This is a genomic window from Flagellimonas sp. (genome assembly GCF_965215805.1).
Taxonomy (GTDB): Bacteria; Bacteroidota; Bacteroidia; order Flavobacteriales; family Flavobacteriaceae; genus Flagellimonas.
In genome coordinates, this window is the sequence record NZ_OZ244124.1 from 1,861,161 (window position 1) to 1,874,713 (window position 13,553).

The following is a 13,553-nucleotide window of genomic DNA, read 5'->3' on the forward strand; positions in this document are numbered from 1 at the left end:
TGATTAAGAATGATGTGTCATTCCTACGAAAGCAGGGATCCAAGAGAGGTTGGTGGATTCCGCATCAAGTGCGGAATGACAATGTTATTCGCAAACGTAAATTCCATTTTTAAATACCATAGTTGGTTTTAGTCCCCCCTGATGATAGGTTATTTCTTGATAATTATCTGTTGGGAAGACTACAAAATCGGCAAGATTTCCAGATTCCAAAGTTCCCCTGTCGGATAGGTTTAAGGCTGCTGCAGCCCTAAAGGTGATTCCTGCCAAGACCTCTGTATTGGACAACTTTTCAAAAGTGCCCAGAATGCTGGCCTGGGTAAGTAAATCTCCCATGGGGGCCGAACCTGGATTGTGATCACTGGCAATGGCCAAGGCCCCGCCGGCATCCAAAATTTTACGAGCTGGGGTATAGGCACATCCCAGTCCCAGGGAAGCCCCGGGCAAGGCGGTTGCAATCACATTGCTCTTTGCCAACAGTTGAACTTCTCGTTCCGTACTGGCCTCTAAATGGTCGGCACTAATGGCACCAAACTTTATGGCAACTTCACTACCGCCCGTGGTAAATTGGTCGGCATGAACGGTAATATCAAAGCCCATTTCTTGGGCTTTTCCAAAATAGCTTTCAATTTCATTCTGGGTAAAAGCACTTTCCTCAATAAAGGCATCCACTCGTTGGGATAGATTTTCAGCTTTAATTGCGGGAAATAATTTTGCAATGATTTCATCCAGATAGGCAACGTCCCCATTCCAATCCTTGGGCTTCATATGGGCGGCCAAACAGGTGGCCACTAAATCAGCCGAGGTCTTTGTATTGGCATTTTTGATAGCTCGAAGCATTTTTAGTTCCTCATCCACAGAAAGGCCATAACCACTTTTTACTTCTATGGTAGTGGTTCCGTTTTGCAGATGAATCTTGCTTCTATCCATAATGCCGACTTCCAATTGTTCTTGGGAAGCTTTGCGGGTTTGGGTCACGGTATCCCAAATGCCACCTCCGGCCTTGGCAATCTCCAAATAGGATGCCCCGGCATTTCGTAGCGCATAATCCCGGGCACGGGAGCCCCCGAAGCAGATATGGGTGTGGGAGTCCACAAACCCTGGGAGACAGACATATTGCCCTTCAATATGGTGCACATCCACGTCCTGTGATTTCAAATCTTCATAAACGCCAATCTCTTTGATTTTTCCTTCGGAAACCAAAATGCCCCCATTTTCAATAATGAGTAAATCAACATCCTTCAAACTACCTTTTACGGGCAGATTGGTCATGGGGAGCAACTGGCTAAATGGGCCTATCAATAAAGGTTTGTCCATGGGATCAATAAATTTCAAATTCGTGCTGGTGGGGGGTATTCCACTTTAATTTTTTGGAATCCATAACATGCTCCACAAGGGCAATAATTTCACCCTCTTGAATCATCTGGATGCCCTGTTCAATGTCGTCGGCAAAGACACGGTCGCTTTCAGCAAATGAGACCTTGGTTCTTACGAACTTATGGATTTCATCCAGCAATATGCCAGATTTTAATGGTTTTCTGTATTCGAAGGCCTGCGCCGCAGTCAACAATTCGATGGCCAATATTTTTTCCACATTTTCAATGATGTTGAGCGCTTTTCTACCACTTATGGAGCCCATACTCACATGGTCTTCTTGCCCCAATGAGGTTGGAATGCTATCAGCGCTGGCAGGAAAGCACAGACTCTTGTTTTCACTTGCCAAGGCTGCTGAGGTGTACTGCAGGATCATATATCCCGAGTTGATTCCCGTATCTTCCATCAGCAATTTGGGAACGCCGGGGCTGTTTCCCTCAAGGGCCAAATACACTCGTCGGTCAGAAATATTTCCCAATTCAGATGCGGCTAAAGCTGCATAATCCAGGGCCATGGCCAGAGGTTGTCCGTGGAAGTTGCCTCCGCTTATGGTAAGTTCGTCATCTATGATTACTGGGTTGTCTGTCACGGCATTCAACTCCACTTCCAATAACTCTTTTAAATGTAACCAAGCATTTCGTGATGCCCCATGCACTTGTGGAATGCAGCGCAGAGAGTAGGGGTCTTGAACCCTTTCACAATCGATATGATCTTCCAGAATTTCAGAACCTTGAAGCAACGTTCGGATTCTGCCCGCGACATGCTGATTTCCTTTAAAGGGACGAACCTCATGGAGTTTTTCGTGAAAAGGTTTCATGGAACCTTGAAGCCCTTCCAACATCATGGCCCCAATAATATCCGCATGGCGCAAAGCATATTGTAATTTTTGAACGACCAATACCGCATGGGCCGCTATAAATTGGGTGCCATTAATCAATGCCAGTCCTTCTTTTGGGCCAAGTTCCAAAGGCTTTAATCCTGTTTTTTTGAAGAGCTCGTCCGTGGTAATGGTTTTGCCTTCAAAGTCTACTTTACCCAGCCCGATCAAAGGAAGAAAAAGATGGGAAAGTGGCGCCAAATCTCCTGAAGCTCCCACAGAACCTTGGGATGGAACCACGGGAATGGCATCGTTTTTCAAATGCCAGAGCATTCTTTGTATGGTAGCCACGGCAATTCCCGAAAATCCCTTGGAAAGGGCGTGGATTTTTAGAATGAGCATTAGTTTGGACAACTTCTGGGCAATGGGTTGCCCAACACCCACACTGTGACTTTGCAAGATATTGGATTGAAGGATTCTGGTATCCTCCTTGGAAATCTTGGTATTGCACAAAGGGCCAAAACCCGTGTTTATTCCGTAAACGGTGTCACCCTTAGCCACTATGTTTTGTACGCGCAGACTGCTTGCTTTTATTTTTTCGAAGCATTGATCGGTTACCACTCCTTTAATGGAACCATCTGCTATGCCCAAGGCAATGCTGGCGGTTAAATGATCTTCACCAAAATGAAATGTTTTGGGTAGTTGCATGTGTTCAATTTTATAAGATAAAGGTAAAAGTTATGTTTAATAATTATTAATACTTATTATTGTAATAATTAATAAGTATGAATTATCAAATAGAGCTTCGACATTTCATTTATTTTTTGGCTGTAGCTGAAGAACTTCATTATAGAAAAGCGGCTGAAAAACTGTTCATTTCCCAACCAGGATTAAGTACGCAAATCAAGCAAATGGAAGAAATCCTGGAGACCCAATTGTTTATTCGGGATAAGAAAAAGGTACGGTTGACCCCTGCGGGAGCATTTTTAAAAGGGGAGGTAGAGTTTGTACTGAATCACTTGGAACAGACCAAAAAACAATTAAAATTGATAGGTGAGGGGCATTTGGGGGAAATCAGGATAGGATTTTTGGGGTCCGCCATGCAAAATGTGGTGCCCAACCTGCTTTTGGATTTAAAGAAACAGTTCCCCTTGATACATACCAGTTTGGAGGAACTTTCCAATAGGGCACAGGTCAATGCCATTTTACACGACCGACTTGATTTAGGCTTCGTCCGTTTGGCCAGGGTACCCAAGGGATTAAAATTGCGACCCGTGTTTGAGGACACTTTTTCGCTGGTTCTTCCCGAGGACCATCCCATGGATTCCAAAAAATTTAAAGGGATGAAACAGGTATCCGAAGATGATTTTATCCTGTTTTCCCAAGACTATAGCCCCCTATATTATGATACGGTTTTGAGCATTTGTGAGGATGCCGGGTTTACGCCGAAGGTTTCGCATAAATCGGTGCATGCGCAAACTATTTTTAAGTTGGTGGAAAACAAATTGGGAATTGCCATTGTGCCCACAGCCTTGCAATACGGCTTTCAGATGAAGGTAAAGTTTATTGAATTGAAACGAATTAAACAGCGGGCAGTACTTTCCATGGTATGGAAGGAGGACAATAGGAATCCGGCATTGCAAAATTGTATGGATTTGTTGATGAAACATTAATAGGGAACGGAACAGGCCTTATCTTTGGAACTCTAAACAATTGTCTATGATTTTTGAATTGATCCAGAACCGGAGAAGTGTTTTTCCAGCCCAATACAATAGCCAACCCATTGCCAGGGAAATCATTGAAAAAATATTGGAAGCTGCCAACTGGGCACCTACCCACAAGAAAACCGAGCCTTGGCGGTTTAAGGTTTTTATGAATGGGAAACAGCGGGAATTGGGGCAATTTCTTTCGGACAAGTATCAGGAAGTGGATCCCAAACCCAAACAAGTCAAAATAAACAAACTAAAGGAAAATCCCGAGCGTTCCGGAGCTGTGATCGCCATTTGCATGCAACGGGATCCTGAAGAAAGTTTGCCCGAGTGGGAGGAGTTGGCGGCTACTGCCATGGCAGTCCAAAATATGTGGCTGTGCTGTACGGAATTAGGTATTGGATGCTACTGGAGCTCCCCAGGCTTGATCAAATACATGGGTGAATTTTTAGATTTGGAACAAGGTGAAAAGTGCTTGGGCTTTTTCTATATGGGATATTATGACGAAGAACCACCTTTGGTGGGCCGTAAGCCTATTGAAGATAAGATTGAATGGTTGGACTGACCCTGGAACCTACTCTTTAACATAGTTAAAAACAGCACCGCCCTGTTTTAATATCATTTTATTGGTATCTGGAACAAACTCCATAACAATTCCAGCTCCATCAAAGCGAAAAACCGTGTCGCTGGTTGCGGTCAGTGGAAAAGAAGATTGGCCCGTAGCTTGTGCAGTTAAGGTACCATTGTTGACGCTTACGGTAATTTTTAATGGAAATTGCTCACTGGAATAAATCCCGATGTACGTATTCAGTACTTTAAGATTTACCTCTTTCTCGGTAAAGTCTGGAATATCAAAAGTGTAACCTTCCACTGCACTTAAGGCATGAATCAAAATATCGTTGTTGTTGTATACGGTTCCATTTGAAGTAAGGGCTATTGCAATTTTTGAATTTTCAAGATATCCCAAAAAGGAACTAAACCCATCAATGCCCCCGTTATGGCCGTATCCCATCTGGTTACGAAAAGGGAATTGTATAAGACCTAACCCCATACCATTTTTAGTGGTGGTCATCTTTTCGAGATTTTCGGCAGAAATCAATTTTTTATTGAAAAGGGCAATGATGAAAGTGTTCAAATCCGAAGGTGTTGAAACTATTGATCCAGCACCAATCGGAATACTCATATCAGTTTCATTTTGTTTCATCCATTTACCGGAAAATCGATAAGAATAACTTTCATTGTTTGTTACAGCAATAGGGCCGCCAACATAGGTGTTTTGAAGCTTGAGGGGGATTGCAATTTTTTCTGCGATTATTTGGGAATACGGTTTTTTGAAAATGTCCTCCAAAATGAAGGCCAGCAGCACATAGTTGGAATTACTATATGCCGTTTGGGAACCAGGTTTAAAAACATTGGCATGTTTTTTAATGATTTCCAGCATGTTTTCCCTGGTTTTGGCCTGGGTATTCCAGGTAAGATAATCCGGGGCATTGGTAAAATTAAAGATGCCACTTTGGTGTTGTAGGAGATTAGTGATGGTTATGTCTTCCGCATTTTCTATTTCAGGAAAAAATTTGGAAAGGGTATCGTCCAAGCCGATTTTCCCTTCTTCAAAGGCCATCAGAATAAGTGTTGCCGTGAAGGTTTTGGAAATGGAACCTATGCGGTATTTGGTGGTTGAATCAGGTCTTTTGCGGTTTTCCACAACGGCATAGCCCAAGGTTCTGGAATAGATGGAGTTGCCATTTTTGGAAATTGCGATACTTCCCATGAATTTATCATGAGCTTCAAGAACATCAAAAACACTGTCAAGTTTAGATTCATTGAATGTTTGGGTGTGACCCAAAGAGCTTACTAGAAAAAATGCGAGAAGTATCATTTTGAAGAACTCGTTTCCTGATTGGGATTTTGGGAACAACTTGTTCATGAAATAGTTTTAAGAAAAAGTGAAGATTTCTGAAATGTGTTTAATGGCAACAATCACAAAAAATATGAGATAAGCTGTAGTAAGGACAAATTTCATAAAGGTGCCTGTCAAAAACCCTAAAAATGATCCAAATGCGGCTTTCATGGCCGTTTTCTGATCAGCTTTGTTCATCAATTCCCCCACCAAAGCACCAATAAAGGGCCAGATAATAATTCCGAATGGGCCAAAAACGGGGAAAATAATGGCCACCAATAAACCAATAATGGTACCCCACATCCCTGCTTTGCTGCCACCAAATTTCTTGGTTCCCGCAGCGGGAATTACATAATCCATAATGGTAATTGCCAGGGCAAGGATCAAAGTGCCGCCCAAAATCCACCAATTATCTGGAACGGCTTTGGTCAAGTATAGCAGTAATAAGCCCACCCAACTGATCGGTGGACCAGGTAATACAGGGAGAAAACTGCCCAAAATTCCAATCAGCATCAGAATAAAACCTAAAACAAGAAGTGCTATATCCATATTGGGTGTTTGACTATGAGACAAATTTAAACATCAAATGTTACAGCTTGAGGTGTAAAAAGAACATTTACAACTATAAAATTAGTTTAAACTAAAAATTTAGTTATATTTGTTTTGAGTATAAACTAAAAACTTAGTTGAAAAATGAAACAGTTGACAAAAGCGGAAGAGGAGGTAATGCAGTTTTTATGGAAATTGGAAAAGGCCAATGTGGCTGCCATTATTGATGAATTGCCAGAGCCCAAACCCGCCTACAATACGGTGTCCACCATTATTCGAATTTTGGAGGACAAAGGATTTGTGAGTCATGAAAAAGTGGGAAAGGGGCACCTCTATTTTCCTTTGGTGAGAAAAGAAGAATATAGTAATCAGTCCATATCCAAATTGGTGGACGGTTACTTTCAAGGCTCGTTCAAAAGTATGGTGTCCTTTTTCATGAAAAAGAACGATATAAGCCTAAGCGAACTGGAAGAGATTATGCAAACCATTAAAAAGGACTCGAAATGATTACCTATCTGTTAGAAAGTGTGACCATTCAATTGGTCTTTTTACTTGTATACGACCTACTTTTGAAAAAGGAAACCTTCCTTCAATGGAACCGTTTTTATCTTTTGGCAAGCTTTGTACTGTCCTTGATACTTCCCTGGATAAAAATTGAGGCGCTACAAACCAATGTTCCGGAAAACCTGATCGAATATCAGACGTTCTTTCTGCAACTGGATGAGGCCGTGCTATTGCCATCTGGAATGGAAACTTCAATTTTTGAACCCAATTCCTGGGAGTATGTGGTGTTTGCCATTGGCGCCTTGATCATGGCTGTTTGGTTTGTTGCGAAACTCTTCCGATTGTACCACTTAAAAGCGATAGGGAAAACCAAATATTATAAGGAGTACACCGAAATTAAAATCCCCAAAAGTTCGGCGGCCTTCTCGTTTCTTAAAAATGTTTTTTTGGGAGAAGAAATACCCGAGGATAAGCAGGAACGCATAGTACAGCATGAACTGGTGCATGTAAAGCAGCGGCATTCCCTGGATCTCATCTTTTTTGAGTTGCTGAGGATTACATTCTGGTTTAATCCACTGGTCTACCTGTATCAATCACGTATTTCTGAGCTACATGAGTTTATTGCAGATGCCAAGGCATCCAAAACAAGTAAAAAGGAGCAGTGCGAATTGTTGCTTTCAGAGGTTTTTCACAGTCAGAATTTCAGTCTAGTCAATCAGTTTTATAAAAAATCATTAATCAAAAAGCGAATCGTCATGTTAACAAGAAAAAAGTCAAAAGCAATCTATCAGTTGAAATATGGAATGCTTCTTCCTTTGGTTTTTGGGATGCTAGTCTATACTTCCTGTGAAAGTGAAGAAAAATTTCAGGATGATGATCAGGAGATGGTTGTTGAGGATGTGGACAATCTCTCCTTGGAACAGTTAGATGCACTTTACTATAAACTTGAAGCCCTTTCAGATAGCGGTGATGACTGGCAATTTAAATTAAAGGATGAGGATTCATTTATACTTTATCAGAGCGCGACCAACGGATCAATTATCCGGTTTAAAAATAGAGAGAAGGCCATCAAAGCGACCATGACCATTGTTTCATCAGAAATTAATGCTGGTATGTTTTCGTCAGATATAAATGCTGGAACCGTTTATGGTGAGGACGCCAATGGGGTTCAAGTGCCTTTTGCGGTTATTGAGGAGGTGCCGATTTACCCCGGCTGTGAAAATAGCTTGGATAAAAGAGCTTGTTTTATGGAAAGCATTACGGAACATATCCGAATGCATTTTAAATATCCCGAGGAAGCTCAAGAAAAAGGAATTCAAGGTAGGGTGAGCATTATTTTCCGGATCAATACCGAGGGAGAAGTTGTTGGGATTCGACAACGAGGCCCCCACAAGTTGTTGGAAGACGAAGCAGTTCGGATAATTTCCAAATTGCCAAAAATGATTCCAGGAAAGCAGAAAGGAAAACCGGTCGGTGTCCCGTTTAGTATTCCCATATCCTTTAAACTTCAATGATGTTGACAATCCAAAATAAAGGGCCCGAAGTTTTTCGGGCCTTTTTTGGTTTAAGGGTATGGTCAAAAAATCGTAATTTCAGCCAAATTCATTGGGCCGTATGCGCAAGTGTTTAGCAGTGTTGTTTTTGTTTGTTTTATCCTCGTGCCAGCTGTTCATGTCCAGGGAAGAAAAGACCGATAAAATGGTACATGACAAGCTACAGGAAATTGATTGGAACGAAGTGGACCAATACCCCTTGTTCGACAATTGTGATGAAATGGCGCCTAAAGCAACGCAACGAGAGTGCTTTAGAACAGAAATGACAAGATTGGTATCCGAAGCTTTGGACAGCTTGCAGTGGGAGGTCAAAAACGATTTGAACGATACCGTCCTTATTGATTTTAAGGTAGACGAGGATGGCTTTATCTCTATTACGGAAATGGAGGTTAGCCAGAGTATTTTGGCAGAAATCCAGGATTTTAATGAGCAGATCAGGAACCAATTGAAGGATTTAACGGTGGCTCCGGCTGTAAAAAGAGCCAAAAAAGTGAGCATGCGTTTTCGTCTTCCGATAGTTCTCAATACACAACCATAGTTTGGCAACAGAAAAGATTATTTTAGGAATAGATCCAGGGACTACCGTAATGGGGTTTGGAATCATTAAGGTGGTAAGGAAACAAATGCAATTTGTCCAAATGAATGAATTGCTCCTCCGAAAATACGACGATCCCTATACCAAGCTAAAACTCATCTTTGACCGTACCTTGGAATTAATAGATACATATCATCCGGATGAAATTGCCATTGAAGCCCCATTCTATGGAAAAAATGTCCAGTCCATGTTGAAATTAGGTAGGGCACAAGGGGTGGCCATGGCTGCCGGACTTTCTCGACAAATTCCTATTACGGAGTACATGCCCAAAAAAATAAAGATGGCCATTACCGGAAACGGGAATGCCAGCAAGGAACAAGTGGCCAAAATGCTCCAGAGCGTACTTCAATTAAAATCCCTCCCCAAAAATTTGGATAGCACGGATGGACTGGCCGCCGCGGTTTGCCATTTTTACAATGAAGGTAGAGTGGATATAGGAAAAAGCTATACGGGTTGGGAAGCTTTTGTAAAGCAAAATCCGAAGAAAATTGGATGACAATAAACAATTAACAATAAACAATTGACAGTGAGCCAGCAATAATAGTCCTAAATCTAAAAACCTACTGATATGTCAAAAGAAAACCCATTGTTTACCAAGTCCTATGCTTTTGCCTTAAAAATAGTTCGCTTATACCAACGAATAAGCAAAGAAAATCGCGAGTATATTTTGTCCAAACAACTGCTTCGTTCAGGGACCTCAATTGGGGCAAACATTGCCGAGGCCAATGGAGCAATATCAACAGCCGATTTTTCAGCCAAAATTTCAATTTCATATAAGGAAAGTTTAGAGGTGAAATATTGGCTTTTAATATTAAAGGATTCCAATTATTTGAAAACGGAGGAAGCCGATAGTCTAATTTCAGATGCTGATGAATTATCGCGAATTATGTTTTCAATATTAAAAAGCACAAGGATTGGTAAATGATTCATTGTAAATTGTTTATTGATAATTGTAAACTGTAATGTCCAGTATTTACATCCACATCCCGTTTTGCAAACAAGCTTGTTACTATTGCGATTTTCATTTTTCCACCCAATTGGGAAAAAAGGAGCTGATGCTGCAAGCACTTTGCGGAGAAATAAGGCTGCGCAATGCCGAATTGGGAGATGCGGAAGTGGAAACTATTTATTTTGGGGGAGGAACACCATCAATTCTGGAAAATGCAGAAATTGAAATACTCATTGATGAGGTCTATACTAATTTCAAGGTCGCTCCAAATCCGGAAATTACCCTAGAAGCCAACCCCGATGACTTATCCAAAAATCGAATCGTCCAATTATCCAAAAGTCCAGTAAACCGATTGAGCATAGGAATCCAATCCTTTTATGATGAGGACTTGGAGTTGATGAACCGTGCGCATCGTTCAGACGAGGCGGCTAGTTGCATAACCGAGGCCACAAAGTACTTTGAAAATATTTCCATCGATTTGATTTATGGTATTCCAGGGATGGATCATGATCGTTGGAAATCCAATATTGAAAAAGCCCTTGCTTTTGGCCTACCCCATATCTCCAGTTATGCCCTTACGGTAGAACCCCGAACAGCGCTAAAGAAATTTATAGAGCAAGGCAAGGTGGCGGATGTTGACGATGCCCATGCCCAAGAGCAGTTCCTTCTGCTGGTTGAAATTCTGGAGGCAAATGGTTTTGTAAACTACGAGATTTCCAATTTTGGAAAACCGGGTTTCTTTTCCAAGAACAATACTTCATATTGGCAAGGCAAGAAATATATTGGTATAGGGCCATCAGCGCATTCTTTTGATGGGACTAACCGCAGTTGGAATGTGCGGAACAACAATAAGTATATAAAAGCCATTCAAGCTGGAGAGTTGCCGTCTGAGAAAGAAAAACTGACTTTGACGGATAGATATAATGAATATGTCATGACCGGCTTGCGTACCATTTGGGGTGTTTCCCTGGAAAAGGTGGAGGCCGAATATGGCGTAAACTTTTTGAACCATTTAAATCAATACAGTAAAAAATTTCTTGATTCGGGATTGCTCATGCTAAATGATGGCAAACTGACGGCTACGCAAAAAGGAAAATTTTTGGTGGACGGGATGGCGTCCGATTTATTTATCCTGAACTAGATTCAGGATTTGTTAACTTATATGGAATTACAAAAAGGATATGTTTATATGTTGACTAATGTCTCAAGATCTATACTTTATATTGGAGCAACAAAAAACATAAAGAAAAGGATAAGAAAACATATAGATGGCACTGGTGCCGTATTCACAAAGAAATATCACTTACGGATCCTGATTTATTATGAAATATTTGATGATATTGGACTAGCTTTTAAAAGAGAAAAGCAACTTAAAAACTGGAAGAAAGATTGGAAATGGAATCTTGTAAAATCTAAAAATCCAGAATTGTTAGATTTACTAGACAATTTTTACTAAATACTGAAACAAGTTCAGCATTAATGATCACCACCATTAAGTACAATTCCAAGAACTATAAAATAGATTTGTCCAAACCCTTGGACATTTCCATCCCTTTACGGGGAGATAAAGACAATGTCAACGCCTGGTATTTGGATCCGCCCCGAATAGAACCGCATCAAGAAGGGAAGTTCATTGGGAAGGTATCTGAGGGTGCTTCCACCAACTTTAATGACATCTGGTTCAACCCGCATTCCCATGTGACCCATACGGAATGTCTGGGTCATATTACCAAGGCGTTTCATTCGGTCAATCAAAAATTAAAACGTTATTTCTTTTGGGCTGAAGTGATTACTGTGGCTCCCGAAAGACAAGGCAAGGATTTTGTGATTTCGGAAAAGCAGCTTCGCTATGCTCTTGGCACCAAAAAAAGGGAAGCTGTAATAATCCGAACCATTCCAAACCTAAAAAGTAAGTGTGCACAAAACTATTCCAACACCAATCCGCCTTATTTACTACAGGAAGCCTTGGAATTTTTGGTGAACAAAGGAATCTTGCATTTATTGGTGGATCTTCCATCCGTGGATAAGGAAAAGGATGGAGGTGCACTTGCAGGTCACCACCAGTTCTGGAACACTGCGGAGGTTCCTAGAGTGGACGCCACCATTACCGAGTTGGTCTATGTGGACAATGAGATCATGGACGGTCCATATTTCTTAAATCTACAAGTGGCCCCGTTTGAAAACGACGCCAGCCCTAGTAGGCCAGTTTTGTATCAAATAGAGAACCTATGAAAAGTGTACTAAAAATTGAAGAGGTAGCCATGTTTGTGTTAGGGCTGTATCTTTATAGCTTGTTGGACTTTCCATGGTGGTTGTTTTTGGTATTGATTCTTGCGCCCGACATTGGAATGCTGGGGTATTTGCTGGGAAACAGGACTGGGGCAAATATTTATAACATATTTCATCATAAAGGATTGGCTATTTTCATTTATTTAGCTGGTGTGTTTTGGTCCATGCCCTTGGTTCAGCTAATCGGGGTGATTTTGTTTTCACATGCCTCCATGGATAGGATATTTGGCTATGGATTAAAATATTACAAAGGATTTAAGTTTACCCATTTAGGTGAAGTGGGGAAGGGAAATGGATGATATTCTAGAAGTTATACTCGGTCTGATTCTGGGAGCCATACTCATGTACTGGCTGTTCTCTTTGTTTCGAAAAAAGAAAAACAAGGATTTGACCAAACAGCAGTCAACTGTGTTGCTCGACAAGATCAGGAGTGTGTGCAAGCTGGTTTCGGTGGAAGGGGATTTTGCGGAGATCTATAATTACGAAAACACCAAAGAAGGACTGTTCAGTTTATTGAGCAGCAAAAAAAAGGCCTTGATCATCGTTAAGGCCAAGGCACAAATAGGGTATGACCTTACCAAATTGAATCTAAAGGCCGACGATAAACGCAAAAGGATAATCCTGGATAATTTTCCACAACCTGAAGTACTTTCCATAGAACCGGAGCTTCAGTTCTATGATATTAAAAATGGATTGTTCAATAGCTTTTCTCCTGACGACCTCACCAATGTTAACCAAGAAGCCAAAGACCATATCAAACAAAAAATCCCAGAAAGTGGGCTTATGGACACTGCGCGCAAAGAAGCACTGCAAGCTGTTTTTTTGGTGGAAAAGATTGTGGAGACCATTGGATGGACCTTGGATTACTCCGCTCTGGAAATAACAAATCGCGATAAACACTTTTTAGAAGAATAGAAACGTATGAGAACTACATTTATAACTTTATTTTTATTGGGCATTGTTAATATGTCCCTTGCACAAACCCAAGACAATATGAATACTTTTGATCCCGCTTTTGCCCACACGGTGTACTTTTGGTTCAATAATCCGGACAATCAGGCCGATCGTGACCTGTTTGAAGCTTCGCTTAAGAAGTTCCTGGACAATTCCAAGTTTGCCAAGACCAACTTTATTGGCACACCTCCCAAGGCAACCAGAGAAGTGGTGGACGGATCGTTTACCTATTCCTTGATAGTTACTTTTGAATCGGCAGAAGCTCAGGAAGGATACCAAAAGGAGCAGCCGCACTTGACGTTCATTGATGAATGCAAACATTTATGGAAAAAGGTCATTGTGTATGATTCGTTAGGCTTATAG

The 13,553-nt window shown here is 41.2% G+C and carries 17 protein-coding genes; 13 read left to right on the top strand and 4 right to left on the bottom strand.

Features of this window, described 5'->3' with window-relative positions; genetic code table 11:
• Positions 1–84: 84 nt before the first annotated feature.
• Together hutI and hutH are read right to left on the bottom strand one after the other, a co-directional pair.
• Positions 85–1,314, bottom strand: a complete 1,230-nt coding sequence (hutI, locus tag ACOOE0_RS08160) for an imidazolonepropionase (protein ID WP_420401976.1) — start codon at positions 1,312–1,314, stop codon at positions 85–87.
• Between the two features lie 4 nt (positions 1,315–1,318).
• Positions 1,319–2,896: a histidine ammonia-lyase gene (gene hutH, locus ACOOE0_RS08165; protein WP_420401977.1), complete on the bottom strand. Its 1,578-nt coding sequence runs from the start codon at positions 2,894–2,896 to the stop codon at positions 1,319–1,321.
• A gap of 77 nt (positions 2,897–2,973) precedes the next feature.
• Here hutH and ACOOE0_RS08170 point away from each other — a divergent pair, with 77 nt between their 5' ends.
• Together ACOOE0_RS08170 and ACOOE0_RS08175 are read left to right on the top strand one after the other, a co-directional pair.
• Entirely contained in the window at positions 2,974–3,861 is an 888-nt protein-coding gene (locus ACOOE0_RS08170; protein ID WP_420401978.1) for a LysR family transcriptional regulator, read from the top strand.
• Between the two features lie 46 nt (positions 3,862–3,907).
• Entirely contained in the window at positions 3,908–4,462 is a 555-nt protein-coding gene (locus tag ACOOE0_RS08175; protein WP_420401979.1) for a nitroreductase family protein, read from the top strand.
• A 9-nt stretch (positions 4,463–4,471) separates the two neighbouring features.
• Here the strand turns inward: ACOOE0_RS08175 and ACOOE0_RS08180 are convergent, their stop codons facing one another.
• Positions 4,472–5,824, bottom strand: a complete 1,353-nt coding sequence (locus ACOOE0_RS08180; protein ID WP_420401980.1) for a serine hydrolase domain-containing protein — start codon at positions 5,822–5,824, stop codon at positions 4,472–4,474.
• 9 nt (positions 5,825–5,833) lie between these two features.
• Positions 5,834–6,346 (bottom strand): DUF456 domain-containing protein, encoded by a 513-nt coding sequence (locus tag ACOOE0_RS08185; protein ID WP_420401981.1) that lies wholly within the window; start codon positions 6,344–6,346, stop codon positions 5,834–5,836.
• A 144-nt stretch (positions 6,347–6,490) separates the two neighbouring features.
• Here ACOOE0_RS08185 and ACOOE0_RS08190 point away from each other — a divergent pair, with 144 nt between their 5' ends.
• From ACOOE0_RS08190 to ACOOE0_RS08240, 11 genes are all read left to right on the top strand, one after another.
• A complete protein-coding gene (locus ACOOE0_RS08190; protein WP_420401982.1) occupies positions 6,491–6,853 on the top strand; it encodes a BlaI/MecI/CopY family transcriptional regulator in 363 nt (120 codons plus the stop codon).
• Complete coding sequence (locus ACOOE0_RS08195) at positions 6,850–8,364, top strand: TonB family protein (protein ID WP_420401983.1); 1,515 nt, start codon at positions 6,850–6,852, stop codon at positions 8,362–8,364. Before ACOOE0_RS08190 ends, ACOOE0_RS08195 begins: the two co-directional genes overlap by 4 nt.
• A 100-nt stretch (positions 8,365–8,464) precedes the next feature.
• The gene (locus ACOOE0_RS08200) at positions 8,465–8,941 is read left to right on the top strand and encodes a hypothetical protein (RefSeq protein ID WP_420401984.1); all 477 of its coding nucleotides are present in this window, start codon (positions 8,465–8,467) and stop codon (positions 8,939–8,941) included.
• Between the two features lies 1 nt (position 8,942).
• Positions 8,943–9,494, top strand: a complete 552-nt coding sequence (gene ruvC / locus ACOOE0_RS08205; protein WP_420401985.1) for a crossover junction endodeoxyribonuclease RuvC — start codon at positions 8,943–8,945, stop codon at positions 9,492–9,494.
• A gap of 72 nt (positions 9,495–9,566) precedes the next feature.
• Positions 9,567–9,923, top strand: coding sequence for a four helix bundle protein (locus ACOOE0_RS08210; protein ID WP_420401986.1), 357 nt, complete (start codon positions 9,567–9,569; stop codon positions 9,921–9,923).
• 37 nt (positions 9,924–9,960) lie between these two features.
• Positions 9,961–11,088, top strand: a complete 1,128-nt coding sequence (gene hemW / locus ACOOE0_RS08215; protein ID WP_420401987.1) for a radical SAM family heme chaperone HemW — start codon at positions 9,961–9,963, stop codon at positions 11,086–11,088.
• A gap of 21 nt (positions 11,089–11,109) precedes the next feature.
• On the top strand, positions 11,110–11,403 hold the full coding sequence (locus ACOOE0_RS08220; RefSeq protein ID WP_420401988.1) for a GIY-YIG nuclease family protein: 294 nt from the start codon (positions 11,110–11,112) through the stop codon (positions 11,401–11,403).
• Positions 11,404–11,426: 23 nt separating this feature from the next.
• Positions 11,427–12,179: a cyclase family protein gene (locus ACOOE0_RS08225; RefSeq protein ID WP_420401989.1), complete on the top strand. Its 753-nt coding sequence runs from the start codon at positions 11,427–11,429 to the stop codon at positions 12,177–12,179.
• Entirely contained in the window at positions 12,176–12,535 is a 360-nt protein-coding gene (locus ACOOE0_RS08230; RefSeq protein WP_420401990.1) for a DUF4260 domain-containing protein, read from the top strand. The genes ACOOE0_RS08225 and ACOOE0_RS08230 overlap by 4 nt, the downstream gene beginning before the upstream one ends.
• Positions 12,528–13,151: a DUF4230 domain-containing protein gene (locus ACOOE0_RS08235; RefSeq protein WP_420402207.1), complete on the top strand. Its 624-nt coding sequence runs from the start codon at positions 12,528–12,530 to the stop codon at positions 13,149–13,151. Before ACOOE0_RS08230 ends, ACOOE0_RS08235 begins: the two co-directional genes overlap by 8 nt.
• Before the next feature lie 78 nt (positions 13,152–13,229).
• On the top strand, positions 13,230–13,553 hold the full coding sequence (locus ACOOE0_RS08240; RefSeq protein ID WP_420401991.1) for a Dabb family protein: 324 nt from the start codon (positions 13,230–13,232) through the stop codon (positions 13,551–13,553).